A 24,647-nucleotide genomic window follows, 5' to 3' on the forward strand; every position below is an offset into this window, starting at 1 on the left:
CAACTAGAATGAAATCTAATTCTTCTCGCAATCAGGAGTTCCCATGACGGAATCACTCAGCCTCGCCGGACGCACCGCCGTCGTCACCGGCGCGGGCGCAGGCCTCGGCCGGGCCGAAGCCCTCGCACTCGCCGCCGCAGGCGCGGCAGTCGTCGTCAACGACATGGGCGACGGCGCACACGCGGTGGCCGCGGAGATCGCGGCAGCAGGCGGCCGCGCCACCGCCGTGACCGGCGACGTCTCCGACTGGTCGCTGGGCGAACGCCTCGTGCACGAGGCCGTCCGCACATTCGGATCGATGGACATCCTCGTCAACAACGCCGGAATCCTGCGCGACAAGATGATTTTCAACCTCTCCGAATCCGACTGGGACGACGTCATCCGCGTCCATCTCAAGGGGCACGCCGCCACGTCGCGGGCCGCGGCCGTGCACTGGCGCGAGGCGAGCAAGACCGCCGGAGGCCCCGTGTACGGGCGGGTCGTCAACACATCGTCCGAGGCGTTCCTGTTCGGATCGGCGGGCCAGCCCAACTACTCGGCCGCGAAGGCCGGGATCACCGCGCTCACACTGTCGACGGCACAGGGCCTCTCGCGTTACGGGGTGCGCGCCAACGCGATCTGCCCGCGCGCCAGGACGGCCATGACCGCCGACGCGTTCGGCGAGAACACGGCCGACGCGGGACCCGACCCCCTGTCCCCCGGCCGGGTCGCCACGCTCGTCCACTACCTGTCCTCCCCCGCCTCCGACGAGATCAACGGGCAGGTGTTCGTCGTGTACGGCAAGATGGTCGCGCTGATGGCAGCGCCGAAGGTCGAGAACCGCTTCGACGCAGCAGGTTCCGCCTTCTCACCCGAGGAGCTCGAGGAGCTTCTCACACCCTATTTCGCCGGCCGCGGACCGCACGAGAACTATGCCGCGTTCAGCGTCGCCGAACTGGAGAAGGTCGCGCTGGCGACCGGCGACACCGCCGGTGTCTGAGCCACACCCGCAGAAGGAGCACACGATGAGGCTGCACGGAAAGACGGCGATCGTGACGGGCGGCGCCGGAGGCATCGGCCGCGCCGTGACGACGGTGTTCGTCCGCGAGGGCGCCAACGTCCTGTTCGTCGACATCGACGACGAACGCGGCAAGGATCTCGAGCAGGAACTGGGATCGTCCGCTCGCTTCCTGAACACCGACATCTCCCGGCGCGAGTCCGCCGAGCAGATCCGGGACGCCGCCGTCGCCGCGTTCGGATCCGTGGACGTGCTGGTCAACAACGCCCACGCCTCCCGGCAGGCACTGCTGATCGACCACACCCAGGAGATGTTCGATCTCTCGTTCCGGACCGGGTTCTATCCGGTCGTGCACCTCATGCAGGCCTGCTACGAGCAGTTGAAGGCGGCGAAGGGTTCGGTGATCAACTTCGCGTCCGGGTCCGGGCTCGACGGCATGCCCACCCAGACGTCGTACGCCGCGGCGAAGGAAGCGATCCGCGGCGTCAGCCGGGTGGCGGCCAACGAGTGGGCGGCCGATCAGATCCGGGTGAACGTGATCTGCCCGTTCGCCGCGACCGAGGGCGTCCTCGCCTGGCAGGAACGATTCCCCGAACGCGCCGCCGCGTCCGTGGCGAAGGTTCCGCTCCAGCGGATCGGCGATCCCGAGACCGACATCGCGCCCGTCGCGGTGTTCCTCGCGTCCGAAGATTCGCGGTACATGACCGGACAGACACTGATGGCGGACGGCGGCAGCATCAAGCTGCGCTGATCCGCCCGGACAGGAGAACGACGATGGAAGACTTCGAGGGCCGGGTCGCCCTGATCACCGGCGGTGCCCGCGGTCAGGGCCGCAGCCACGCGGTCGCACTGGCGGAACGCGGAGCAGACATAGTTCTGTGCGACCGCTGCGAGGACAGCCCGGCCGTGAACTATCCCCTGGCCACTGCCGCCGATCTCGACCAAACCGCGGAACTGGTGCGCGCCACCGGTCGCCGGTGCATCACCGCCGAGGCGGACACCGCGGACCGGGCGGCGATGGACGCATTGGTCGCGGAGGCGGAGTCCGAGTTCGGGAGTATCGACGTCGCGGTCGCGAATGCCGGCGTCTCGGTGGCCGCCCCGGTGCAGTCGCTCACGCAGGAACAGTGGTCGGAGGCGATCGGTTCCAACCTCACCGGCGTCTTCAACACCGTGGGAGCGGTGGCGCCCGGCATGATCCGGCGGGGATACGGCCGGATCGTCACCATCTCGTCGATGCTCGGCCGGGCCGGCAACACCAACATGGCAGCGTACGCGGCGTCGAAGTGGGGCGTCATCGGGCTCACCAAGAGCGCGGCGCTCGACCTCGCCCCGCACGGCATCACAGTGAATGCGATTGCGCCGGGCAACATCTCGACACCGATGATTCACAACGACGCCCTCTACCGGATGATGCGTCCCGACCTCGACGCGCCCGCAGCGGAGGACGTGGAACCGGTGTTCCGCAGCCTGCACGCCCAACCGGTGGCGTGGCTGGACGCCGCCGAGATCACCCGGGTCGTACTCTTCCTCGCCGCCGAGGGCAGCGCGCACATCAGCGGCATCGTCCTGCCCGTCGACGCGGGCAATGCCGCGCGCGGCCTGTGAGTACTTATTAACCGCCCGACGTTGATAAGTACTTACGGGCGCTATTGGTCAAGGCTTTGATTACACCCGTTCGGCCGCTAACCTGTGCTCATGCCCGAGGAGACGACCGACCAGAGCAACCTGGACTTCCTGTCCTTCGTGGACTTCGCGGTGGGCAAGACCGTCGACGAACTGCCAGAGGTCGACCCGGTGTCCATGCGGCTGGTTCTCGCGCTGCACCGCGTGACCAGTGCCCTCGTCTACGACCTCGAGTCGACGGTCCACCGGCCCAGCGGGTGGAGCTGGCCTGGGTTCCGGGTGCTGTTCGTGTTGTGGCTCGCCGGACCGTGCGAGGCCAAGCGGGTGGCCTCACTGTCGGGGATGAGCAGGTCTGCCGTGTCGGCGCTGGTGAACACGCTCGAGCGCGACGGCCTCGTGACACGGCGACCGTCCGCAGGCGACCGCCGGGCGGTCGACCTCGAGTTGACCGACGCCGGGCACGACGCCATCGTCAGCACGTACTCGGCGCACAACAAGCGCGAGCAGACGTGGACCGAGACGCTGACACCGTCGGAACGGCTCGTCCTGATCGGGTTGCTGGAGAAGCTGGCGTCGGGCACCGCCGCCCGCGAAGCCGTCAAACGCAGTTGAGGTAGACGATGGCCGTGAGCAGTCTCATCCGTCCGGGGGAACAGCGCCTCGTCTCGTTCGACGAGTTCCGCGAGTCGGTGAGCGACGCGTTCGTCCCCCTCGAGATGACGTCGGCAGACCACGACGACTTCCGTGGCGTCGTGCGCGGCGCGACGGTCGGTGCGATCCGGATCAGCGAGGTCACGGCCGCCCCGCACGTTATTCGGCGAACGCCCCGGACCATCCGCGCCGCCAACCCCGATTACTTCAAACTCGGACTGCAGGTGCGCGGGAACAGCGTCCTGAGCCAGGACGGCCGCGAAACCGCGCTCACCCCCGGCGACTTCGCGATCTACGACACGACCCGGCCGTATCAGCTGTCGTTCGACGACCGCTTCCGGATGCTGGTCGTGATGTTCCCCCGGCACCTCCTCCGCGTTCCGCCCGACGGCATCGCCCAGCTCACCGCACGCCGTGTGCCCGGCAGGCAGGGGCTCGGTGCCGTCGTCACCCCACTGTTGCGCGGGCTCGGCGAGCAGATCGCCGACGCCTCCCCCACCGTCGCGGTGCACCTCGGCGATGCCGTCCTCGATCTGGTCGCGGCCGCGTTCGCGGAGCAACTTCACCTCGCCGGCGGGGTGCTCCCGCAGTCGCGCGGGGACGCACTGCGCGCCAGGGTGACCGCCTTCCTCGACGAGCGGCTCGCCGACCGGGAACTGGATCTGCACTCGATCGCCGCCGCGCATCACATCTCGGTGCGGCACCTGCAGAAGATGTTCGAAGCCGACGGCGACACGGTCAGCGGATGGATTCGACGCCGTCGCCTCGAGCAGTGCCGACGCGATCTCGCCGATCCCCGTTACCGCGACCTACCCGTCTCGGCCATCGGTGCCCGCTGGGGTTTTGCCGACGCCGCCCACTTCTCCCGGCTGTTCAAGAACGCGCACGGATCGACACCCGGCCGATACCGCGCCGACGCCACACCGGTCACCGAGTCGACGCGTCCGACCCGATGATCTCCGCGATCTCGTCGACGTGCACGGGCCTGCGCCAACTGTCCCAGCCCACGTGGATCTGCCGCGGGTGCACGGACGGGTCGAGCACGCAGTCCTGGTGAGTGTGCCCGTGCAGCAACCAATCTCCCTCGTCCTGCAGCCGGTACTTCACGCCCCGGTCCTCCGCGGTGTGGTCGCCGACGTACGGGAAATGGGAGAGCAGCACGGTCTCGCTCGCGAGCTTCCGCCGCGCGAACAACTGCACCGACGCAAACGTCTCCAGGAACACCCGTTGCCGGACGTGACTGTTGCGGTTCGCCATCGGGTGGCACGAGTCGTGATTGCCGGGGATCAGATGCAGTTCGACGTTCCGCGTCCGCGCGAACTCGCCCAGTGCGCGCAGCGCCCAGTCCTCGGCGGCCTTACCACCGACGGTGATGTCGCCGAGTATCCAGAGTTGATCGCCGCTCCCGACGGCGGTGCCGAGCGCGTCGAGAATGGATTCGTCGTGCGCGTCGATCTCCGCCTCGAAGCCCCGGATCTCCACCAGCCGTGCGTGACGAAGGTGCAGGTCGGACGTGAACCACACGCTCATGCCAGGAACCGCGACCGCAGTTCCGCGAAGAACGCCGCCGACAACCGCTCGAAGTCGTCGGCGCTCACACGGATCCGGTCGCCGATCTCGAGCTTCAGAACGGACTGGCCGGAGACATACTTCAGGACGCTGATACCCCGCAGGACGCCGTCGTTGTTCATCAACGAGTCGGCAATGATCTCGACTTCGTTGAGCGGGTTCCCGTCCTTGCCCGTCACCGCCCGGATCCGATGGACGAAGTAGCGGTCCAGCACCAGGACCATGTTGTCGAAGAACAGTGGCTCGAAGTCCTCGAGTGCGGCGAAGACCTTCTTGCCCGTGACCTCGCCCGCAATCGCCCCCGTCAGCGACGTGTACGCGGCGACCTGCTCCGCGACGGACGCCTCGGCGTAATCGATTTCTTCCTTCGTGTAGTTCTTCCGTCCGAGCACTTCGCCGTCTCCTTCGATGCACCGGGTGTCGGATCGACACGCCGAATTCCCAGACCAGCAGTGTTCCACCTTCAACATCCCAGCAGATGAGGGTTCGAGGTGCGATACTCCCGGGTGGCTCATGCCTCGTATCACCCGGCAACCGAGAAGTCCGGAAGGATGCACCGATGAAGGTCACGATTGCACGAACCGTAGGTATCGCCGCCGCTGTCGCCGGCGCGGGTCTCCTCGCCGCCCCCACCGCGTCCGCGGCACCCGAAGACGTCACGGTCGACATCGGCGTCGACGGGAATGCGGTCATCATGGACGTCCGGTACGACGTGTCCGGGGCAGTGGTGTGCGTGATGAACATCGTCCCCGTCGACGGAACCGTGCCTGCCGCCACCGTGGGCCCGACCGTCGTGATGGGCGGAGACGACGGCGAACTGCGGGCCACCGTCGACCCCGGCGAGTACGCGGTGCAATGGTCCTGCTCGAGCGTGCCGTCTTTCGAGCAGTGGGGAAGCGTCCCGCCGCTGAACAACGGCACCGTCGAACCCACCGTCGTCACCGTGACCGAGACGTCGGGGCCGGGCGGCGGAGGCTCGTCCGGCAGTCCGTTCGGCAGCTGACGGACCGTGCGTACGTGAGCGGCAAAGCGTGTTCGAGCACTCTTTCGCACTCACGTACGCGGGAATGGCGAACTTCTTGGACCGGCGCGTAACGAAACCGCTGCGATTGGGGATTGACAGTACGGAATCCCGCAACGGACAGGAACCCTCCGCCATGGCTACCGTCACGCACATCGATATCGCTCGCGCCCGCCGCTCCCGTCGGGTTCTCTTCATCGGCAACCCCACGCGGTACAAAGAGGTGTCCCACTGGGCGATGGTCAAGCAGTGGATGGTGGTCCACGGACTCGAGCCCGTCCGGAAGATCGACGGCCCCGCGCTCTGCGCGATCGTCACCGAGGACGTCCTCGACGGAATCGGCTCACCCCAGGACGCACTGAGCGTTCAGCACGCCCGTGAGCAGGGCATACCGGTGATCAGCGTCCACGACAGCACCCAGATCTGGCAGGCCACGGCCCGCGTCCGCGCGTCCATCGCGCGATCCGGCGGCAGTGCACACCCGAGCCCGCACCACCAGGGCGCCTGAGGTCGGCCGGGGTCGGCCGTCATGGTCGATTGGGACGGCGAAGGCTACGCCGATGTCGGCGCCCTCCAGCGCGCCGTCGCGGAGAAGTCGATCGCGGACCTCGCCCTCGCGGGCAGTGAACGGGTGCTCGACGTGGGATGCGGCGACGGCTTCGTCACGCTCCGGATCGCCGAACGGCTCCCCGGCGGCTCGGTGGTCGGAGTGGACGCGTCGCCGCGGATGATCGCGAAGGCCCAATCCAGAGCATTGCCGGACGGCACCCGCGCCGAGTTCCGTATCGCCGATGCACGCGCCCTCCCGTTCGATGGCGCGTTCGACGTCGCGGTGTCGTTCAACGCCCTGCACTGGGTCCCCGACCTGCAGGTGGCACTGGCCGGAATCGCCCGCAGCGTCGTGGACGGCGGGCGTGTGATCATCCAGATGGTGTGCGCGAGCCTGCGGACCAGTGTCGAAGACGTTTTGATGGCCGCGGCGGCACGCCCGCGATGGGCCGAGTTCTTCACCGACTTCACGGCGCCGTTCATCCACATCGAACCGCAGAAGTTCCGCGACGTCGCGAAGGCAGCAGGACTCGGCACCACCGACCTCGTCGTCCGCGACGTCGAATGGGATTTCGGTTCCCGGGAGGAATTCGCGCGGTGGTGCACCGTCGGATCCACCGACTGGACCACGCACCTCGACGACGCAGCCGTGCCGGAGTTCATGGACGACGTCGTGCGCGAGTACGAGCAGATCTCCGGCCGCCCCGGGCTGTTCCTGTTCACTCAGATGCGGGCGGAGCTCGTCCGAACGCCCTGACCCGCCGAAGCACGCCCGCACGGTGGTGCCCCCAGTCGGACTCGAACCGACACTATGCGGATTTTAAGTCCCTGGAAGTGGATTCACCTAGACTCTGCTGGACTCAATATTCGTTTATATGCAACGTATTTCGTGCATCACAGTCCGGGTAAGTTCATGGTCAGTCGTACTGACTTGTGACACTCTCGTGACACCGAGCTTCGCTCGAACTCGCAGGATCGGACCGTCCTGGACAACGAAGGACCGTGGTAGCTCGAATCGGACATGAGACTGTCGGGTCCATTGCCTCTGCGATGAGTGCTGCTGATTTTAGGAACGCAGAATCAGCTCTTCGACGCCACCAGGTCGAGCGCGATGTCGGTGATCAAATCTTCCTGTCCACCGACGAGTCCGCGTTCTCCGACTGCGAGAAGTATTACGCGGGTGTCGAGTCCGTACTGTTTCGCGGCACTCTCGGCGTGGCGAAGGAAACTCGAGTAGACACCGGCGTAGCCGAGGGTCAGTGTTTCGCGGTCGACCTGGACCGGCCTGTCCTGCAGGGGTCGAACGATGTCGTCGGCTGCGTCCTGCAGGTTGAACAGGTCGCAGTTGTGCTTCCAGCCGTGCAGATCGGCGACGGCGACGAACGGCTCGATCGGGCAGTTTCCGGCGCCTGCGCCGTGACCGGCGAGGGACGCATCGACGCGGGTGACTCCCTCTTCGACTGCCACCACAGAATTCGCGACCGACAACGATAGATTCTGGTGTGCATGGATGCCGATCTGAGTGTCGGCATCGAGCACGTCCCGATACGCGCGCACCCGATCACGGACACCGTTCATAGTCAACCGGCCGCCCGAGTCGGTGACGTACACACATTGCGCGCCATAGGATTCCATCAGTTTTGCCTGCGCAGCAAGCTGTTCGGGTTCTGCGAGGTGGGACATCATCAGAAAGCCCGACACATCCATACCGAGCTCACGGGCTTTGCCGATGTGCTGGGCGGAGACGTCGGCTTCGGTGCAGTGCGTCGCAACGCGGACCGAGGTGACACCGAGCTTGAAGGCATGCTCGAGTTCCTTCACCGTTCCCACTCCGGGGAGCAGCAGGGTGGTGAGCTTGGCGCGGTGCACCACTGCCGCCGCCGCTTCGATCCATTCCCAGTCGGTGTTGCTGCCCGGGCCGTAGGTGAGGCTGTGGCCGGCGAGGCCGTCACCGTGAGTGACCTCGATCGCGTCGACGCCCGCGCTGTCGAGGGCACTGGCGATACGGGCGACGTTGTCGGGGCTGATGCGGTGCCGCATGGCGTGCATGCCGTCGCGCAGGGTCACGTCCTGGATGTACAGGGCGGCACCGTCTGCCACGTTCGGGCGGGTAGTTGTCGTCTCGCTCATCGTGCCGCCTCCAAAGACTTGTTCTCTGCGATCTTCTCCGCGACCTGTAGGGCAGCGGAGGTCATGATGTCGAGGTTGCCTGCGTACGCGGGCAGGTAGTGCGCGGCACCCTCGACTTCGAGGAACACCGAGACCTTCCACAGGCCGGGCCCTTTGTCGACGCCGCCGGTCAAGGTTGCAACGGATTCTGCGTCGTCGAGTTGGGTGAACTGCACTTCCTGCTTGAGCCGGTAGCCCGGCACGTATGCCGAGACCTTGGCGACCATGTCCAGGATGGACTGGCGGATCGTGTCCTGATCCGGGTTCGACACCAGCGCGAGGACGGTGTCGCGCATGATCAACGGCGGCTCCGCCGGGTTCAGTACGATGATGGCTTTGCCGCGGGCCGCTCCGCCGACCTTTTCGATTGCCTCGGACGTGGTTTCGGTGAACTCGTCGATGTTCGCGCGAGTTCCGGGACCTGCGGACTTGGAGGCGATCGACGCGACGATTTCCGCGTAGTGGACAGCGGTTACCTGAGAGATGGCGGCGACGATGGGAATCGTTGCCTGCCCACCGCACGTCACCATGTTCACATCGGGCGCACCGAGATGCTCGTCGAGATTGACCGCGGGGACGACGTACGGTCCGATCGCCGCAGGAGTGAGGTCGATCAACCGCTTGCCGAACGGCCTGAGCGCTTCTTCGTTGGCAACATGCGCTTTGGCGGAGGTGGAGTCGAAGATGATGTCGATGTTCGCGAATTCGGGGTGCTCGATCAGACCCTGCACTCCCGAATCCACGGTGCTGATACCCAAGCGGCGGGCGCGTGCGAGACCGTCGGACGCCGGGTCGATTCCGACGAGGACCGCGATGTCGACGTTCTTGGCTACGCGTTTCAACTTGATGACGAGGTCGGTGCCGATGTTGCCGGATCCGATGACCGCTACTTTGGTCTTACTCATGGTGTCCTTCGATTCTGTTTCGAGGTTCGTACCGCGGCCTACAGGGTGTGAATGTCGCTGTGACGTTGCCGATTCCGGAGATTTCGGCCGTGTATGTCGAGCCCGGTGTCACAGCAACCATCGGGCCTAGGGCACCGGAGAGGACCACTTCGCCGGCGCGTAGCGGTGATCCGTACGACAAGCTGGTGTTGGCCAACCACACCAGCGCCTCCCACGGGCTTCCCAGGCAGTCCGACCCCTTGCCTTCAGAGACCTGTTCACCGTCTGCGGTCATGGTCATGATGACCTCGGCGAGGTCGGGTGCGTCAGCGCGAGAAATGCTCTCCCCCAGGACATAAAGCCCCGATGATGCATTGTCGGCGACGGTGTCGGCCAGGCTGATGTCCCAACCCGCGATCCGGCTGTCCACGATCTCGAACGAAGCAAACACCCGGTCCACGAACGACGGTGCTCGCTCCGCTGTGATCTTCTCGTCGATATCGGAGGACAAGATGAACGCGACTTCTGCTTCGATGCGCGGCTGCAACAACCGTGCGGAGTCGACCGGGCCGTCGCCGGAGACGTCGAAATCGTCGAGCAGGACACCGAAATCGGGCTGATCGACCCCGAGCTGTTTCTGCACCGCGGGCGAGGTCAGCCCGATCTTGCGCCCGACGACGGTACGGCCGTCAGCGAGGAGCGCGTCGATGTTTCGTGTCTGAATTCGGTAGGCGGCGTCGATGTCCTCGCGTCCGATGATATCACGAACCGGGACACAGGGCGTGCCGGTCATCGCCGCGTCGGCAAGACGGTCGGCCGCTTCACTGATCGTGTGCTGCTCCACTGTGGTCATGATTTTCACGCTATTCTCGCTCGGTCATCGTCGATAGGATCTGTCCCATGAAACGGGACGACATGTCGGTGTTGCAGCGATCCGCGTTGATCTTGGAGGCTTTTCCCGGGGGCTGCGCTTTGACGCTGGCCGAGGTGTCGACCCGCACGGGTTTGCCGCGCTCGACCACGCACCGGTTGTTGGTCGACCTGGCCGAACTCGGGTGGCTCACTCGCCGGGGGAACACTTTCGAGCTGGGAATGGCATTGTTCGAACTCGGTGAACGCGTCGGGATCAAACACCGATTGCGCACTGCCGCAGTGCCGTTCATGCAAGATTTGTTCGCGGTGACCGGGCAGACCGTGCATTTGGCGGTCCGTGACGGTCACGATGCGGTGTACGTGGAGAAAATACACGGCCATTCTTCACTCCCCTTGCCTTCGCAGATCGGCGGACGATTGCCGTTGACCTGTACCGCCGTCGGGAAAGCATTGCTGGCCCCGGAGAGCCCAGCAGTGCAGGACGAGGTCCTTTCCCGTCCGCTGCGTCGATACACGCCACAATCCATCACCGATCCGAAGACGCTTGCTCGCGAACTGGACGCAATTCGCCGCACCGGCATCGCGATCGAGAGAGAGGAAGCCGCACTGGGTGGCTGCTGTCTCGCTTCTCCTGTACTGCTTGCCGGTGAACCCATTGCGGCGCTGTCGGTGTCGGTACCCAAAGACAGCTTCAAACCCGAGTTGCTCGCCCCTGCCGTCCGCACGGCAGCGCTCGCTTTGGGACGAGCACTCGCACGCAATGCGACTGGAAGCGCGTCGGGATGACGCGCGAGCCGCAGACGCATTCCACGTGGTTGCACCCTCGCTGCCCGGCTACGGCTGGCGTGACGAGCCGTCTACGGTAGTGTGTTCTACATAACAGCAGGGTAGGCACACGTGACGGATCAAGACCGGAATCCGAGTGAGCACCTTCCGGTCGGAGCGCACGTCTTCGGTGGGAGACCGGTATCTATGCCCTCCGATTGGAGTAACGATGACCGAGGTACTCAGCAATTTTTCCATGCTCGAATCGGGTGAGTTCGACGAACTCCATGCGCGCCTCACCGAAGTGCTCTGTCAGCACGATCTGGAGGGTCTGGGGCAATGGTCCGCCCCGACCGCACGATTGACATGGCTCCGTTCGGCAGCCTGCAACTCTGTTACCTGGCTTTCGGATCAGAAGTGCAGGTACGGCCCAAGCACCTGGAAACGTTTGCTGTAGTGCAGATTCCGTTGACCGGGCAGGTCATCGTTCAAACCGGGAACACCGAGGTGGTTTCCGGCTCTCACATGGCCTCGGTCCCTGATCCAGACCAGGATCTGTGCATGCGCACGATGGGCGAGAGTTCTCACTTGATTATTCGCCTCGAACGCCAGGCGTTGGAAAAACAGCTGCGGAGGCTCATCGGCCCCAACAATTTCGGTCCGCTACGGTTTGCAACGGGGCTGGATCTGACCACCAGCGCCAGCCAGGCATGGCTCACCAGCGTCAGAACCCTCCTCGAGGATCTCAACAGCGACGCAACGTTTCGCAACCCACTGATCCAGAATCAGACCGAACAACTGCTGATGAGTCAGCTATTACTTGCCTTGCCTCATTCGGCCTCCTCGGCGATGCTGAACGACCCGGTACCGTCGACGCCACGCGCAATCCAGGAGGCCGACGATCTGATCGCCAACCACGCCCGCGACCTCAGTTCGGTGGGTGAGATCGCCGAATCGGTCGGGCTGTCCATCCGGAGCCTCCAAGACGGATTCTGCCGCTATCTCGATACGACGCCGCTCGATCGACTTCGGAATCAGAAGATGATCGGGGTACGCGCACAGTTGTTGGCCGCCGATCGGACCACCACCACCGTGTCCGCAGTGGCGACGCGGTGGGGCTTCCACCATTTCGGACGATTCTCCCTGCAGTACAAACAACAGTGGGGGGAATTGCCCTCGGAAACACTGCGGAAGTAGCCAACGCCGCTCGACGAAATCAGCGACAGTGCGTCCGAGACGAGACATCCGAACCCGGGGGTGGGACTCGCGAATTCAGTTGTGAGAGATGAAATCAGCGACGAGCCGATTGAATTCGTCGGCATGTTCGATCATCGCCCAATGCCCGCAGCGATTGATCAATGCCAGTCTCGAATTGGGGATGTGAGCAAGCGCGAACAGCGAATGCTCGTAATGCACGACACGGTCGTCGCGGCCGTGAACGAGCAGAGTCGGTACGTCGATTCCCCCCAAGTCCTCGACGTCGACCCACGTAGGGACCGGACCCCCTCGTGACAAGCCCGCCAGGTAGTTGCCGAGGTGGTCCGGGCGGGCCAGGGCCGCATCGGAGCGCGCCTGCGTCAACTCGTCCGTTGCGAAACGCTCGCTGTCGAAAGTCATGATCTCGACGAGCCGCTTCATGTTCTGTGCGTCCGGATTCTGGTATGCCTGCACCAGCACCTTGATCCCCTCCGACGGTCCGCCGCCGGGCCCGAAGAGACGGGGGCCAGGATTAGCCGGCGCTCCCATAGTGATCAGATGTGAGATTCGATCAGGATGCAATGTCGCCAGCCTGGTCGAGGTGTGTCCACCCATCGAGTTCCCGACGAACGCCGCCTTGTCGATACCGAGTGCATCGAGAAACTCGACGGCCGCCTGGGTGTGATCGAGTTCGTCGATCGTGACGGCATCGGATTCACCCCAACCGGGCATGTCGACCGCGTAAACGTGGAACTGCTCGGCGAGAGACTCGATGTTGCCGGAAAAGTTGCTCCACCCCGTCGCGCCCGGCCCACTGCCGTGAAGCAAGATCATCGGGTGAGCATCCGCTGCGCCGGCTTCGTAGTACCGCAGCGTCCAACTCTTCGTGCGCACCTCTCGAGCCGCGTGCGCTTTTGTCAACGTCATGAGCATTCCTTCGATCTGAGTGAATTGGACCGTCGTTCCGACATCAGTTACTTCCCTGGGCTTTTCGTGACCTCACCACGAACCGGCACGCAAAGCGCCCGCGTGAAAAATCAGCGGACTCCCTCCTGGTGATTCGAAATGCTCCACTTCCCCCAAGACGATCACATGGTCACCCGCGTCGAACGACCTCAGCATTCGACATTCGAACCGTGCAACCGCACCGGGCAAAGTCGGAGTGCCGCCCTTTCCGTCCACAAGTTCGATCTCGCTGAATTTGTCGGCGGCGGGAGTCGAGAACTGCCGTGAGAGATGTTCTTGGTGCGCGCCGAGAACATTGATCGCGAAGTGCGTAGCCTCGGTGAAGGCAGGCAGGCTCGGGGCGTTCTTGCCCGGACACCACAGCACGAGAGGGGGGTCCATCGAGACCGAGGTAAACGAGTTTGCCGTCATTCCTACCCGTCGGCCGTCCGCTGCTCGCGCGGTAATCACCGCGACTCCTGTGGCGTACTGCCCCAGCGCACCGCGCAGGGCACGTAGATCGAATCGTCCGGAATCACCGATGCGTTTCTCGGCGCGGAATCGAGTCGCTGCCTCAGCGTCGAACCACCACTGATAGAACTCGCGCGGATCATCGAAGCCACTGGCGATGGCGGAGGCCAGCGCCGGGGCCTGAGCTGCCTCGCGAAGCAAGTCGGTCTGGTGCAGAGAATGCCCCACCAACATCGAGTTCGTCCAGTCCACCACCCAATGTGCCCAGCCACGCCAGAAGTTCTCGAAAGTTCCCCGCATCCATGCTTCGTCGAAGACGCCACCGCGTGTGCGGTTGATACTCTCCAGGTAGTACGTCGCCGCCTTGGCCGCGAGATTCGCACCCTGACCGGTGATCGGGTCATTGAGCACTACCGAATCACCCATAGCAAGAACAGGTTTACCCGACGGCAAGGTAGCGACCGGCACACGTACCCGTGGTGTGAACCTGCCTCGCAGTGTCCCGCCGGCGTCGGTCAATCTCACGTGCGCGCAGCGCTCGAACTCGTCCGGTACGAACTTCTCCAACAACTCCAGAGACCGCTCCAGGTGGCTTTCCGGATCGGTCACGTCGTCCCAGCAGTCCATCGGGCCAGCGGGAAGTCCTTCGAACACCATGATGTCGCACGGACCCGTGGTCGTCAGTGCCGGAAATGTGAAGAACTCACCGACATCGGGAACGAAGGTGTACCGAATGGCTGCTTTGCCGGTCGGCTGCTGCATTCCGTTGACGTAAGTCAGGGCAACGACGCGTTGTGGTCGATCGAAGGGCGAACGTTCGTGATCGGGCGGAAAGAGGCGTCCGATGTCTCCTCGTCCAGAGGCCACGACGACGAGATCATGCGTAATCGCATATTCTTCGAGATCGGTTACCTCCGCCGAATGCACGATGAGGTTGCCGCCTGCGGCGGCGAACTCCTCGGCCCACGTCGCACATTTGATCCGCTGGTCAACGGCACGAGCCGGCCCTGTCAGCGCAGCCTGGACAACGAAGGGCTCCGCTCCGAGCACCGTCATCGACAGCTCGTCGATATCCGGACACGTCTGGCTCCACCGATCGATTCCGAGTTCACTTTCGGTAGCAAGGGCGGAATCGAACATGCATTGACTCGACAGGATAGGACCGTTGCGGATCTCTTCGGGCGATCTGTCGGAGACTAGCGTGACCTCGTGCCCGGACTGAAGCAATCCGAGCGCGAGTTGGCAACCTGATTGTCCAGCTCCGACTATTGCGATCCGGTTCACCGTGAACTCGCGTAGGAGGTATCCAACACCTTGCGCGCTTCATCGGGGTCGGTGAACCAGTCGAACAATGTCGTCGGGTTGTTGAAGCCTTCGACGAAGCGGCTGGCAAGCTCGGGTGCGGAGCCGGCAGCGCCGAGTAGTTCGAGAACGTGCGGCGGCGGGGGCGCAAGCATGGAGTTGGTGAAGGCTGTCACGTATTGCGCGTATTCCCAATACTTCTCGAAGGTACTCTGCTGGAACTCGGCATCGAACGCCCGGTCACCGCGCGCGACGATACTGTCGAGGTAGCTGGCTGCGCATTTGCTGGCATTGTTCGACCCCTGCCCCGTGAGTGGATCGTTGAGCACGACCACATCGGCCATACCGAGGACCGGGGTCCCGGAGAGGAGCGTCGCGACGGGGCGACGGACCGTGGGCGTCAATCGTCCGGCGAGAACTCCGAGATCATCGGTCAGCGAGACACTTTCGCACCTCTCGGCCTCCCAGGGCAGAAAATCCCGAAGTACGCCCAGTGAGGTCTCCAGGTGCTGCTCGGCGGAGATGCCGGGTGTCCAGCGGTCCATGGGTCCGCCGATGGCCGCCTCGAATACCATGATGTCGCACGGCCCGCTGGTCGTCAGAGCGGGGAACGAGAAGTACTCGCCGATACCGGGAAGCATGTTGAAACCCACCGTGGAAAAGTCCTCGCGCGCGCGCATTCCATGTACGTAGGTCAAGGCTAGGGCGCGCTGCGGCCCATCCAGGACGGAACGCTCGGCGTCCCGGCAGAACAGTTTGGCGATCTCACCCTTTCCGGCGGCAACGATCACCAGATCGGATTCCGTGGAGTATCGCTCCAGATCATCGACAGTGGCGGTGTGGACGACGAACTCACCACCACGACTGATGAACTCCTCGATGAAACGCGGCATCTTCACCCGCTGATCCACCGATTGCGCGCTCCGCTCCAGGCGCGCCGCCCAGTTGATAGCAAAGCCACCGTTCCCACCGTCTTGGGGCGGAAGAGGCACGGCTACCGAAATACCGTCGACGTCAGGACACACCTCGCCCCAGAAGTCGAGGCCGAGACGCCTCTCGTGCGTCAGTGCTTCGTCGAACATGCACTGGCTCGAACTGACACGGCCGGCAGCGATCTCGTCGCCCGTCCGATCGCTGACTACCGTCACTGAGAATCCCTGCTCCAACAGCCCGATGGCAAGTTGTAGCCCGGACTGGCCGGCTCCGACGATGGTGACACTGCGACTGGTCATTTGATGTCGACTCCAAAATATAGGGGAAGTGAACGAGGGATTTGTGCGTGCACTGCGCACCCGAACGGGTCCAGCGCCAGTTCAGTCGAGCAGCTTGCTGATTGCCGGGACCGCCTGTTCCGGGCCCATTGCCGAATATCCACCGTCGACGGCCCAGTCGGCGCCAGTGACCCCGGATGCAGACGGCGACAACAGGAACGCGACCACCTCGCCGACCTCCTCGGGATCGTTCGCCCGACCTGTCAGGTGAAAGGGTGCGGCGACAGCGTCGACTTTGCTCCGGTCGCCGGCCACCAGCTGTTCCATACCCGACGACCACGTCCAACCGGGGCTGACCGAATTGACACGGATCGACTCACCGGCCAGATCCATCGCCATCGACCGCGTCAGTTGCACCAGGGCAGCTTTGGTGGCGGGATATACCCATCGCCCGATCTGAGCGACTTTCGAGGAAATCGACGTGATATTGACGATCGCGGCCTGATCCGACGCCGCCAGGTGCGCAAGTGCTTGCCTCGTCACCGAAACGGTGCCGACGAGGTTGACGTCGAAGGCGCCGAGCCATTGCTCGCGAGTCGAGTTCGGTCCGTCGTCGTTGTAGACGCACGCGAGGTTCACCAGCCCGTCCAGACTTCCGAAGAGTTCGACGGCGCGGGCAACGGCGCGAACCACCTGGCGCTCGTCCGTGATGTCGGTCTGCTCGAAGGCGACCCGCTCCCCCAGACTTTCGGCGAGCTCGTGACCGCCGTCGGAGTTCACGTCGACAATGAGCACGTTGGCCCCCGCCTTGTGCAGCGAACGGACCACCCCCTGTCCCACGAGCGTGGCTCCACCGGTAACGAGCACAGTGCGCCCTGCCAGTTCTGGCATGCTTGGCCTCTCCAAGTTGTTGTGCAGCCGATTGATAGAGGCCAAAGCTAGTTGATCGGTCCGCGGCCCTGCTATCCCCACTGCGCATGTTCCTATCCAATCCGGCGCCCCACCCGACTCCGGGTACCGCATTGGCGGCGTCTGGACAGAACTGTGCGCAGGTGGGATAGAAACGCACCGTGCCCGCACATAAGTTCAATTTCAAGCAAATGATGCACGTCAACGATGGACACGGCCTTCACAGCGGCTCCCGGCCACCGTCTCGGCACGAGGCCGACACCGACCTTGCCACTTGAAACAGAGCCCCAGTTACTCCGCGAAAGGAGAACGGCATGACTGCTGTCAGCCCCAGGCCCAGTCCTTCCATCACGCAGACGAAGGTAGATCGGCGAGTCTTCTCCGACGAAGAGGTCTACAAGCAGGAAATGAAGATCCTGTTCCAGGACGGATGGACCTTCGTCGGCCTCGAGGCCGAGATTCCGAATCCAGGCGACTTCCGCAGATCCTGGATGGGTGAACTGCCTGTGATCATGAGCCGCGCACGCGACGGATCGGTCAAGGTGGTCGAGAATGCGTGCAGTCACCGCGGCGCTCTCGTCGCTCTGGAGTCGAAGGGCAACTGCTCGACCTTCACCTGTATCTACCACCAGTGGGTATACGGCGCTGACGGAAAGCTGTTGGGCGTTCCTCTGCGGAAGAACTACACGGACGGGCAACACAAGGACCGTGGCGGTCTACGAGCCGCGCGGGTGGAGACCTTCGCCGGCCTCGTGTGGGCGACCTTCGGCGAGGTGGAACCACTGATCGGCTACCTGGCCGAAGCCGCTCCTCATCTCGATGCCGTGCTACGTGGGGGTGAGGTTGAGATACTCGGATATCACCGTTACGAAGTCCAGGGAAACTGGAAGTTGTTCTTCGAGAACACCCAGGATGCCTACCACGCGTCGTTGCTTCACAACTTCTCGCAGGCATTGGGGATCTACACAGTCGGTGACAACCTCGTCTTCGAGAACGGTCACGGCGCGATCAAATGGGACATGGTCTCGTTGACCGACGAGATCATGGAACGACACCTGGCTGACAAAGCCTTCAAGATGAAGGACTACAAGCTCTTCCAGAGTGCCACCCAGCCCGGGCCGGGTGGATTCAACCGAGTCATGGGTGTCTTCCCGAACGCCCTCGTTCTCGAGGAATGGGACATGCTCAATGTCCGGCACATCGTGCCCAAGGGAGTCGATCGAGCGGAATTGCACACCGTGGCACTGGGTTTGAAGGGTGATTCCGCCGAGATCCGCGCCAAACGCGCCCGCGATTACGGAAACTTCTTCGGCCCGGCGGGATTTGCCGGCCGCGACGACGTCGTCGCTGTCAAGGCAGTGCAGGCGACCGAAGGAGTCACCAGCATCGACACCAGTTTCATGGCGTTGGGCGACCTCGACGCCAAAAGTGGTGATCTGGAAGGCGAATACACCGTTCGCGGATTCTACGGCAACTACCGAGAACGAATGGGGTTCTGATCTCATGGTCCATACAATGAATTCTGACACTGTCGGTGTTGTCGGCGCAGACCTGAGGGAGAAGGTCGTCCGACTCCTCAACACCGCGAGCTCGGCGCTCGACGAGAAGCGGTACCGGGACTGGGTCGGCCTGTTCACCACGGACGGAACCTATGTCGCGACTTCCGCCGAGAACCGGGAGAACAACTGGCCGCTCGCCATCATCAACGACAACCGCGCGACTATGGCCGACCGCGCGGAAATGATCGACAAGTACTGGTCGATCGAACCAGGACGCAGCCGACGGATCACCGGCAACATCGACATCGATTTCTTGCCGGGTGAGGACGTACTGAAGGTGAAGTCTTCCTTCGTCATCTTCCATACGGGCCCTGACGGACGTGTCCAAACCCAGGTCACTGGCGTCTACTACGACACCATCACCTCAGAAAGCGGAGAGTTGCGCTTGCGGAATCGAACCGCGGTCCATGACAACGACCTCCTCACGCACGAGGTCACCTACCCGTTCTGACGAACAACTCGTCCGGTCTGCAGGACAGTTGAAATTCCCTATGTACAACCGATTTTCGGTTACCAGAGCGGCGGCCGGTCGCCGACTTGCAGCGAACTGCGGACGAGTGGCCGCAAGGACACAACGGACAGGACAACATCATGTCACAGTTTCAACAGACGACCATTCCGATCGGCGAGCTCGAGGTGAACGGCTACCTCGCCACCGCCCAGACAAACGACACCCGCGCCGGCGTCGTGGTGATTCACGAAATCGAGGGACTGACAGAGCATTTCGGAAACTTATGCAGCAGACTCGCCGAAGCGGGCTATTCCGCCATCGCACCCGACCTCTTCGCCCGCGACTCTCGGATAGTCGACGACGTCGCGGCCGGCGACTACGGCTCCGCGGTACACCGAGTCTACGAACTCGGTCCGGAACGTCTCCTCGGCGATCTGAAATCCGCCCGCGACACTCTGGTCCGCCACTCCGAGGTGGACCCTTCGAAGGTCGCCGTCATCGGTTTCTGCCTCGGCGGCTACCTGACACTCCTGGCGGCGACAGACCCGGACGGCGGATGGGCTGCTGCGGCACCGTTTTACGGTCCCCCAGCAGGTTACGGCGCATTCGGGGTGTCGGATGAACCCAATCCACTCACACGAGCCGAGAATCTGTCGTGTCCAACGCGATTGTTCTACGGGCGCCACGACGATCACATTCCCGCGGAACTTGCACTCGAATTCGCATCCAGGGCCAAGTCTTCCGGACAGCCTGTGGAGGTCGTCCTCGAGGACGCCGGACACGCGTTCTTCAACGATTCCCGACCCACCTACGTCGAGCCCGCGGCCACCCATGCCTGGACCGAACTGCTTACCTTCCTCGACAACACCTTCAAGGAGTGACAATGAACCGCGATGAAATGGTCGATCTCTGGGAACAGCACGCCGCGTACGAGTTCATTATCAAAGACGCCGACAAGACCGTCTCGACCATGGTCGACGACGCCAGTGTGATGCACCTGCCGACGATGAGCGGGGACTTCGGCAAGGAGGCGCTTCGACGGTACTACCGTGAAGACTTCATTCCTGGAATCCCGGCGGACACAACACAGGAGACGGTCGCGCGATCAGTGGGAGATACCTTTCTCCTCGAAGAATCCATCATGCGAATGACACACGATCAGGTCGTTCCCTTCCTGCTTCCCGGGCTCGAACCGACCGGCAAGGTCGTCGAAGTCGATTTCCTCGTCATGGTCCAGTTCCGAGACGGCCTGATGCAGAGCGAACGTCTCTACTGGGACCAGGCAGCGGTCCTGAGCCAACTCGGGCTGATCGATTCCAGCCTGCCGTTCGCGCCGGTCAGTGAGGTCAGCAAGTTCCTCCGCGACCAGGTCATCAACGCCTGATACCGCACCGCCTCCACCCCCGCGCCCGAAGCTTGGTTATACGCATCCGCGCAAAATCCGATTCGACTTCGGCACCAAAGATCAGCAGGAGTAGCTATGCAGGACAACCACATCCTGTCGATACCGGGGGTCCGGTCGAGATCTGATGCGTTGAGCCCGGTCGGCCGGCGCAGCGGGTCGACCGGATCGCCGACGTCGGCCTCGCCCTGCCGGAGCTCGCCGTGACCGGACCGCAGCGCCTCATGACGGTGACTCGCGTGTCGTCCGAAGCCGAGGGCATCCTCTCGCTGGAGTTGCGAAACTCCGACGGAACCGAAGTGCTCCCGTGGGATCCGGGTTCACACATCGATCTCTGGCTTCCCTCGGGCTTGATTCGCCAGTATTCACTGTGCTCGGACCCGAAGGATTTGACACACTACAGAATCAGCGTGCTCAGAGTTGCTGACGGTCGGGGCGGTTCGGTGGAGATTCACGACGGCGATCTCCTCGGCCGCGAGCTGAGTGTGCAGGGACCACGCAACCACTTTCCGCTGATCGAAGCCAAGAGCTACCTCTTGATCGCAGGCGGAATCGGCGTCACGCCGCTCCTTGCCATGGCCCGAGAACTGGACCGGCGCGGGCAGGACTGGTCGATGATCTACGGTGGGCGAAGCCGTGGGAGCATGGCGTATCTCGACGAACTCAGCGCGTGCGAGGGGGATGTCGAGATCGTTCCACAGGACGAACGCGGAATCCCAGATCTCGCGCGGGCCATCGGGGACTGTCCAGCCGGCACGGCCGTATACTGTTGCGGGCCAGAGCCGATGTTGGTAGCCGTGCAAGACAAGTGCGCGGAATTGCTGTCGCCCGATTCTCTGCATCTGGAACACTTCTCAGCAGATCCGGCCGCTCTTTCCGCCTTGGATCAGGTCAATGCGGCTTTCGAAGTCGAAATGGCCAGCACCGGGGAAGTACTCGAGATACCGCCGGACCGATCGATTCTGGACGTAGTTCTAGAGCGTCTTCCCGGAACCCCGTTCTCATGCAAAGAAGGCTACTGCGGGACCTGTGAGACAGCGGTGTTCGAAGGAACACCCGATCATCGCGACACCGTCCTCACACCTGAGGAGCGAACCGGCAACGAGACCATCATGATCTGCGTCAGCCGCGCTGAGTCCACTCGACTACGGCTGGATCTGTAGCCGAAGCGGCGGACGCAGTCCCGATACGAGTACTTCTGTTCTGCCACTGATCATCCCACCCTTCACTTCACCTTTCGATACCGCTGAAGGACGACACAACATGATTCGCACGCCACCCGCATCGCTGATCGATACGCCGGTCAGGCAGGCCCGCCGCCAGTCGGTCGGAGACCTGCTTCGCCGGACAGCGCTTCGCTATCCGGACAAGATCGCGGTGATCACGGCGCAGCGACGAGTGACCTTCCGCCAGTTCGACGAGGCGGTCAACCGATGCGCCAACAACCTCACCGCGAAGGGGCTGCGTAAGGGCGACCGGTTTGCGATCGTCTCGCACAACTGTTGGGAGTTCGCGGTATTGGCCTTCGCGACCGCCCGACTGGGGGTGGTACTCGTCCCGGTCAACTTTATGCTGAACGCCGAGGAGATCGCATTCGTACTGGCGCACTCGGGCGCACGGGCTGTGGCTGTCGAAGACGTACTGGTTCCCACGGTAGAACTGGCTCTGACACTGGCAGAGGTCTCCGATGCGCTGTGCGGGTCGATCACACTGTCCGACGGGCAGCCGAGCGGGCCGTGGGAACTCGTGGACGCGTGGATCGACCAGGGTGATAACACAGCGCCCGACGTATCGGTCGACGACGAGGATCCGATACGTCTGATGTACACCTCCGGAACCGAATCACGACCCAAAGGGGTTGTGCTGTCTTCTCGTTCACTAATCAGTCAGTACGTCTCCTGCGCGATCGACGGCGGCATGAGCGTCGACGACGTAGAGTTGCACAGCCTGCCCATGTACCATTGCGCGCAGCTTGATTGCTTCTTCTCCGTCGACGTCTATCTCGGCGCGACGAGCATCATACTGCCGAGTCCGGACCCGGTTGAACTGCTCGCGACGATAGAACGCGAAAAGGTCACCAAGCTGTTCTGTCCCCCCACCGTGTGGATCTCGTTGCTGCGGCATCCCGACTTCGAGACCAGGGATCTGTCGAGTCTGCGAAAAGGTTACTACGGAGCTTCACCCATGCCTGCGGAAGTGCTCAAGGAACTCAGCTCCCGCCTCCCAGACGTTGCGCTCTGGAATCTGTACGGGCAGACCGAGATGTCGCCGGTCGCGGCGATCCTGGGACCGAACGAGCAGCTCTCGCACGCCGGATCGGCGGGCCGCGCAGCACTCAATGTCGAAACCCGAGTGGTCGACAACAACGACGTCGAACTCCCCTCCGGCCAGGTCGGCGAAATCGTGCACCGTTCACCGCACGCGACTCTCGGGTACTACCTCGATCAGGACAAGACCGATGCGGCCTTCGTCAACGGCTGGTTCCATTCCGGCGACCTCGGACACATCGACGAGGACGGCTTCCTCACCGTGGTCGATCGCAAGAAGGACATGATCAAGACCGGTGGCGAGAACGTCGCGTCCAGGGAAATCGAAGAGGCCCTCTATCTTCTGGACGGCGTCGCCGAAGCTGCGGTGTTCGGTGTCAGTCACCCCTACTGGGTCGAGGCCGTCGTCGCCGTGGTGGTCCCCCGATCAGGTTCCGCGTTGACGCCGGAAGCTGTGACCGCACATACCGCACAGACCTTGGCCGGCTTCAAGCGCCCCAAGTACGTGATACTCACGGACTCGCTCCCCAAGAATCCCAGCGGGAAAATCCTCAAGAAGGAACTTCGCCTTCTATACGCCGATCTGGGGCAACAGGATCTCACCTAGCCGAGCACGAACCCGCACTCTCCGGTCAACGACCAGCGGGAGCGTACGCAGCCACTACCAACCCTCCGATCGCTCCTCGCCTGGAACGGTCGGCCGTCGAACAGGAGTGAAAAACAATGACGTCGAACTTTGACCCGGGCCCCCAGATCGCACAGATCGGTGCGATCAGCCTCGGCACCCCCGATCTCGAAAAGTCCTTGACCTTCTTCCGTGACCTGCTGGGCATGGAAGTCGTCGAACGCACGGGCGGCGTAGTCTATCTACGCGGCTACATGGAACTGGTCCACCACTCGTTGATTCTGTTCGAGAACCCCACCCCGGTGGTCGACTCCTACAGCCTGCGCGTGCAACGACGAGAAGACGTCGAACGGTTCCACTCGAAACTTCTCCAGCAGGAGATCGAGGTGCTCGAACTGCCCAGTGGACGGGAAACCGGCCGCGGTGAAGCGATCAGGTTCATTTGGCCGGGCGCGGGACACCCGATCGAGCTGTTCTACGACATCACCAAGCCGGCAGCCCCAGCGGAACTGCGCTCGAAGCTGCCGAGCAACAGCTCCAAGCGGCGCGGACTAGGAGTGCGCCGCATCGATCACTTCAACGTCCAGTGCGAACCTCAGCAGGTGCGTCCGGCCGAACAGTGGTTGCGTGAGACACTCGGATTCAAGCGGCGCGAGTTCATTCGCATACCGGAATCGGACACACTACTGGCGTCGTGGATGTCGGTCACTCCGCAGGTACACGATATCGCGCTGGTGGCCAATCCCAACGAGAAGCCCGGCCAGCTCCACCACGTCGCGTTCAATCTGGAGAACTTCTCCGATCTGCTGACTGCCGCCGACATCCTCAAGGACCACGACGTCCAATTCGATGTCGGCCCAGGCAAACATGGAATCGGTCAGGCACTCTACCTCTACGTCCGCGACCCGGGTTCGGGCCACCGGATCGAGTTGTACGCCGGCGGTTACCTGATCTTCGATCCGGATTGGGAGGCCATCGAATGGACCCCAGCATCGGTACGGGACGGTCTGACCTTCTACGGCGATTCGCTGGCGGAGTGGGATGCCGAAAACGATCCGATGGCTCCGACCACCGACGCGGCACCCTTGCACTCCGAGCTCAGATCCGCGCCGGTACCCCTCTGACGGAGTATGTATTTCGGCGACTCGCTATCGTCGTATCCCCCGTCGGGGCTACGACCGAGGTGAGCCACCGACGGTCAGGT

26 protein-coding genes are annotated in these 24,647 nt (G+C 63.3%); 17 read left to right on the forward strand and 9 right to left on the reverse strand.

The genetic code is table 11. From position 1 onward, the window contains the following. The first annotated feature begins 43 nt into the window (after positions 1 to 43). The 5 genes from QM841_RS07030 (at position 44) to QM841_RS07050 (ending at position 4,230) form a co-directional block, all read left to right on the forward strand. Positions 44 to 979, forward strand: coding sequence for a 3-oxoacyl-ACP reductase (locus tag QM841_RS07030; RefSeq protein ID WP_283331402.1), 936 nt, complete (start codon positions 44 to 46; stop codon positions 977 to 979). A gap of 25 nt (positions 980 to 1,004) precedes the next feature. After that, the gene (locus QM841_RS07035; protein WP_283331403.1) at positions 1,005 to 1,748 is read left to right on the forward strand and encodes an SDR family NAD(P)-dependent oxidoreductase; all 744 of its coding nucleotides are present in this window, start codon (positions 1,005 to 1,007) and stop codon (positions 1,746 to 1,748) included. Between the two features lie 23 nt (positions 1,749 to 1,771). Further along, complete coding sequence (locus QM841_RS07040; RefSeq protein ID WP_283331404.1) at positions 1,772 to 2,605, forward strand: mycofactocin-coupled SDR family oxidoreductase; 834 nt, start codon at positions 1,772 to 1,774, stop codon at positions 2,603 to 2,605. Between the two features lie 90 nt (positions 2,606 to 2,695). Further along, the gene (locus tag QM841_RS07045) at positions 2,696 to 3,235 is read left to right on the forward strand and encodes a MarR family winged helix-turn-helix transcriptional regulator (RefSeq protein ID WP_280781476.1); all 540 of its coding nucleotides are present in this window, start codon (positions 2,696 to 2,698) and stop codon (positions 3,233 to 3,235) included. A gap of 8 nt (positions 3,236 to 3,243) precedes the next feature. Next, positions 3,244 to 4,230, forward strand: coding sequence for an AraC-like ligand-binding domain-containing protein (locus QM841_RS07050; protein WP_280781475.1), 987 nt, complete (start codon positions 3,244 to 3,246; stop codon positions 4,228 to 4,230). Here the strand turns inward: QM841_RS07050 and QM841_RS07055 are convergent. Then, complete coding sequence (locus QM841_RS07055; RefSeq protein ID WP_283331405.1) at positions 4,202 to 4,804, reverse strand: metallophosphoesterase; 603 nt, start codon at positions 4,802 to 4,804, stop codon at positions 4,202 to 4,204. The two genes, QM841_RS07050 and QM841_RS07055, sit on opposite strands and share 29 nt — an antisense overlap. Then, on the reverse strand, positions 4,801 to 5,235 hold the full coding sequence (locus QM841_RS07060) for a hypothetical protein (protein WP_283331406.1): 435 nt from the start codon (positions 5,233 to 5,235) through the stop codon (positions 4,801 to 4,803). Before QM841_RS07060 ends, QM841_RS07055 begins: the two co-directional genes overlap by 4 nt. A 167-nt stretch (positions 5,236 to 5,402) precedes the next feature. Between QM841_RS07060 and QM841_RS07065 the strand changes: the two genes are divergently transcribed. The 3 genes from QM841_RS07065 (at position 5,403) to QM841_RS07075 (ending at position 7,170) form a co-directional block, all read left to right on the forward strand. Further along, on the forward strand, positions 5,403 to 5,846 hold the full coding sequence (locus QM841_RS07065; RefSeq protein WP_280781471.1) for a hypothetical protein: 444 nt from the start codon (positions 5,403 to 5,405) through the stop codon (positions 5,844 to 5,846). A 154-nt stretch (positions 5,847 to 6,000) separates the two neighbouring features. Beyond that, positions 6,001 to 6,372, forward strand: coding sequence for a hypothetical protein (locus QM841_RS07070; protein ID WP_280781470.1), 372 nt, complete (start codon positions 6,001 to 6,003; stop codon positions 6,370 to 6,372). A gap of 21 nt (positions 6,373 to 6,393) precedes the next feature. Further along, positions 6,394 to 7,170 carry a class I SAM-dependent methyltransferase gene (locus QM841_RS07075; protein WP_283331407.1) on the forward strand — a complete coding sequence of 259 codons (777 nt, stop codon included), beginning with the start codon at positions 6,394 to 6,396 and terminating at the stop codon, positions 7,168 to 7,170. Between the two features lie 323 nt (positions 7,171 to 7,493). Here the strand turns inward: QM841_RS07075 and dmpG are convergent, their stop codons facing one another. Genes dmpG through QM841_RS07090 form a run of 3 tightly spaced genes read right to left on the reverse strand, consistent with a single transcriptional unit; the run spans position 7,494 to position 10,319 of the window. After that, positions 7,494 to 8,543, reverse strand: a complete 1,050-nt coding sequence (gene dmpG, locus QM841_RS07080; protein ID WP_283331408.1) for a 4-hydroxy-2-oxovalerate aldolase — start codon at positions 8,541 to 8,543, stop codon at positions 7,494 to 7,496. Then, a complete protein-coding gene (locus QM841_RS07085; protein WP_283331409.1) occupies positions 8,540 to 9,487 on the reverse strand; it encodes an acetaldehyde dehydrogenase (acetylating) in 948 nt (315 codons plus the stop codon). Before QM841_RS07085 ends, dmpG begins: the two co-directional genes overlap by 4 nt. Continuing rightward, positions 9,480 to 10,319, reverse strand: a complete 840-nt coding sequence (locus tag QM841_RS07090) for a 2-keto-4-pentenoate hydratase (RefSeq protein WP_283331410.1) — start codon at positions 10,317 to 10,319, stop codon at positions 9,480 to 9,482. Before QM841_RS07090 ends, QM841_RS07085 begins: the two co-directional genes overlap by 8 nt. A gap of 62 nt (positions 10,320 to 10,381) precedes the next feature. Here QM841_RS07090 and QM841_RS07095 point away from each other — a divergent pair, with 62 nt between their 5' ends. Then, positions 10,382 to 11,125 (forward strand): IclR family transcriptional regulator, encoded by a 744-nt coding sequence (locus QM841_RS07095; protein ID WP_283331599.1) that lies wholly within the window; start codon positions 10,382 to 10,384, stop codon positions 11,123 to 11,125. 318 nt (positions 11,126 to 11,443) lie between these two features. Beyond that, a complete protein-coding gene (locus QM841_RS07100) occupies positions 11,444 to 12,301 on the forward strand; it encodes an AraC family transcriptional regulator (protein WP_283331411.1) in 858 nt (285 codons plus the stop codon). 75 nt (positions 12,302 to 12,376) lie between these two features. Here the strand turns inward: QM841_RS07100 and QM841_RS07105 are convergent, their stop codons facing one another. From QM841_RS07105 to QM841_RS07120, 4 genes are all read right to left on the reverse strand, one after another. Beyond that, positions 12,377 to 13,228 (reverse strand): alpha/beta fold hydrolase, encoded by an 852-nt coding sequence (locus tag QM841_RS07105; RefSeq protein ID WP_283331412.1) that lies wholly within the window; start codon positions 13,226 to 13,228, stop codon positions 12,377 to 12,379. Between the two features lie 72 nt (positions 13,229 to 13,300). Further along, a complete protein-coding gene (locus QM841_RS07110; RefSeq protein WP_283331413.1) occupies positions 13,301 to 15,001 on the reverse strand; it encodes a flavin reductase in 1,701 nt (566 codons plus the stop codon). Further along, positions 14,998 to 16,251 (reverse strand): styrene monooxygenase/indole monooxygenase family protein, encoded by a 1,254-nt coding sequence (locus QM841_RS07115; protein ID WP_283331414.1) that lies wholly within the window; start codon positions 16,249 to 16,251, stop codon positions 14,998 to 15,000. The genes QM841_RS07110 and QM841_RS07115 overlap by 4 nt, the downstream gene beginning before the upstream one ends. 81 nt (positions 16,252 to 16,332) lie before the next feature. After that, positions 16,333 to 17,121, reverse strand: coding sequence for an SDR family oxidoreductase (locus tag QM841_RS07120; RefSeq protein WP_283331415.1), 789 nt, complete (start codon positions 17,119 to 17,121; stop codon positions 16,333 to 16,335). A 332-nt stretch (positions 17,122 to 17,453) separates the two neighbouring features. Here QM841_RS07120 and QM841_RS07125 point away from each other — a divergent pair, with 332 nt between their 5' ends. The 7 genes from QM841_RS07125 (at position 17,454) to QM841_RS07155 (ending at position 24,567) form a co-directional block, all read left to right on the forward strand. Continuing rightward, on the forward strand, positions 17,454 to 18,638 hold the full coding sequence (locus QM841_RS07125) for an aromatic ring-hydroxylating oxygenase subunit alpha (RefSeq protein ID WP_283331416.1): 1,185 nt from the start codon (positions 17,454 to 17,456) through the stop codon (positions 18,636 to 18,638). 16 nt (positions 18,639 to 18,654) lie between these two features. After that, a complete protein-coding gene (locus QM841_RS07130; RefSeq protein WP_283331417.1) occupies positions 18,655 to 19,149 on the forward strand; it encodes an aromatic-ring-hydroxylating dioxygenase subunit beta in 495 nt (164 codons plus the stop codon). A 140-nt stretch (positions 19,150 to 19,289) separates the two neighbouring features. Further along, a complete protein-coding gene (locus QM841_RS07135) occupies positions 19,290 to 20,030 on the forward strand; it encodes a dienelactone hydrolase family protein (RefSeq protein ID WP_283331418.1) in 741 nt (246 codons plus the stop codon). A 2-nt stretch (positions 20,031 to 20,032) separates the two neighbouring features. Next, positions 20,033 to 20,533, forward strand: coding sequence for a hypothetical protein (locus tag QM841_RS07140; RefSeq protein ID WP_283331419.1), 501 nt, complete (start codon positions 20,033 to 20,035; stop codon positions 20,531 to 20,533). A 221-nt stretch (positions 20,534 to 20,754) separates the two neighbouring features. Next, entirely contained in the window at positions 20,755 to 21,714 is a 960-nt protein-coding gene (locus QM841_RS07145; protein WP_349307392.1) for a PDR/VanB family oxidoreductase, read from the forward strand. Between the two features lie 100 nt (positions 21,715 to 21,814). Then, positions 21,815 to 23,425 (forward strand): fatty acyl-CoA synthetase, encoded by a 1,611-nt coding sequence (locus QM841_RS07150; RefSeq protein ID WP_283331420.1) that lies wholly within the window; start codon positions 21,815 to 21,817, stop codon positions 23,423 to 23,425. 116 nt (positions 23,426 to 23,541) lie between these two features. After that, a complete protein-coding gene (locus tag QM841_RS07155) occupies positions 23,542 to 24,567 on the forward strand; it encodes a VOC family protein (RefSeq protein WP_283331421.1) in 1,026 nt (341 codons plus the stop codon). Positions 24,568 to 24,647 lie beyond the last annotated feature (80 nt).

This window comes from Rhodococcus sp. IEGM 1307 (genome assembly GCF_030056915.1).
In the GTDB taxonomy this organism is placed as follows: domain Bacteria; phylum Actinomycetota; class Actinomycetes; order Mycobacteriales; family Mycobacteriaceae; genus Rhodococcus_F; species Rhodococcus_F opacus_D.

Coding starts and splice junctions, on each gene's coding strand:
- QM841_RS07030 (WP_283331402.1), top strand. CDS start 44: ATGACGGAATCACTCAGCCTCGCCGGACGCACCGCCGTCGTCACCGGC.
- QM841_RS07035 (WP_283331403.1), top strand. CDS start 1,005: ATGAGGCTGCACGGAAAGACGGCGATCGTGACGGGCGGCGCCGGAGGC.
- QM841_RS07040 (WP_283331404.1), top strand. CDS start 1,772: ATGGAAGACTTCGAGGGCCGGGTCGCCCTGATCACCGGCGGTGCCCGC.
- QM841_RS07045 (WP_280781476.1), top strand. CDS start 2,696: ATGCCCGAGGAGACGACCGACCAGAGCAACCTGGACTTCCTGTCCTTC.
- QM841_RS07050 (WP_280781475.1), top strand. CDS start 3,244: ATGGCCGTGAGCAGTCTCATCCGTCCGGGGGAACAGCGCCTCGTCTCG.
- QM841_RS07055 (WP_283331405.1), bottom strand. CDS start 4,804: ATGAGCGTGTGGTTCACGTCCGACCTGCACCTTCGTCACGCACGGCTG.
- QM841_RS07065 (WP_280781471.1), top strand. CDS start 5,403: ATGAAGGTCACGATTGCACGAACCGTAGGTATCGCCGCCGCTGTCGCC.
- QM841_RS07070 (WP_280781470.1), top strand. CDS start 6,001: ATGGCTACCGTCACGCACATCGATATCGCTCGCGCCCGCCGCTCCCGT.
- QM841_RS07075 (WP_283331407.1), top strand. CDS start 6,394: ATGGTCGATTGGGACGGCGAAGGCTACGCCGATGTCGGCGCCCTCCAG.
- dmpG (WP_283331408.1), bottom strand. CDS start 8,543: ATGAGCGAGACGACAACTACCCGCCCGAACGTGGCAGACGGTGCCGCC.
- QM841_RS07085 (WP_283331409.1), bottom strand. CDS start 9,487: ATGAGTAAGACCAAAGTAGCGGTCATCGGATCCGGCAACATCGGCACC.
- QM841_RS07090 (WP_283331410.1), bottom strand. CDS start 10,319: ATGACCACAGTGGAGCAGCACACGATCAGTGAAGCGGCCGACCGTCTT.
- QM841_RS07095 (WP_283331599.1), top strand. CDS start 10,382: ATGTCGGTGTTGCAGCGATCCGCGTTGATCTTGGAGGCTTTTCCCGGG.
- QM841_RS07100 (WP_283331411.1), top strand. CDS start 11,444: ATGGTCCGCCCCGACCGCACGATTGACATGGCTCCGTTCGGCAGCCTG.
- QM841_RS07105 (WP_283331412.1), bottom strand. CDS start 13,228: ATGACGTTGACAAAAGCGCACGCGGCTCGAGAGGTGCGCACGAAGAGT.
- QM841_RS07115 (WP_283331414.1), bottom strand. CDS start 16,251: ATGACCAGTCGCAGTGTCACCATCGTCGGAGCCGGCCAGTCCGGGCTA.
- QM841_RS07120 (WP_283331415.1), bottom strand. CDS start 17,121: ATGCCAGAACTGGCAGGGCGCACTGTGCTCGTTACCGGTGGAGCCACG.
- QM841_RS07125 (WP_283331416.1), top strand. CDS start 17,454: ATGACTGCTGTCAGCCCCAGGCCCAGTCCTTCCATCACGCAGACGAAG.
- QM841_RS07130 (WP_283331417.1), top strand. CDS start 18,655: ATGAATTCTGACACTGTCGGTGTTGTCGGCGCAGACCTGAGGGAGAAG.
- QM841_RS07135 (WP_283331418.1), top strand. CDS start 19,290: ATGTCACAGTTTCAACAGACGACCATTCCGATCGGCGAGCTCGAGGTG.
- QM841_RS07140 (WP_283331419.1), top strand. CDS start 20,033: ATGAACCGCGATGAAATGGTCGATCTCTGGGAACAGCACGCCGCGTAC.
- QM841_RS07150 (WP_283331420.1), top strand. CDS start 21,815: ATGATTCGCACGCCACCCGCATCGCTGATCGATACGCCGGTCAGGCAG.
- QM841_RS07155 (WP_283331421.1), top strand. CDS start 23,542: ATGACGTCGAACTTTGACCCGGGCCCCCAGATCGCACAGATCGGTGCG.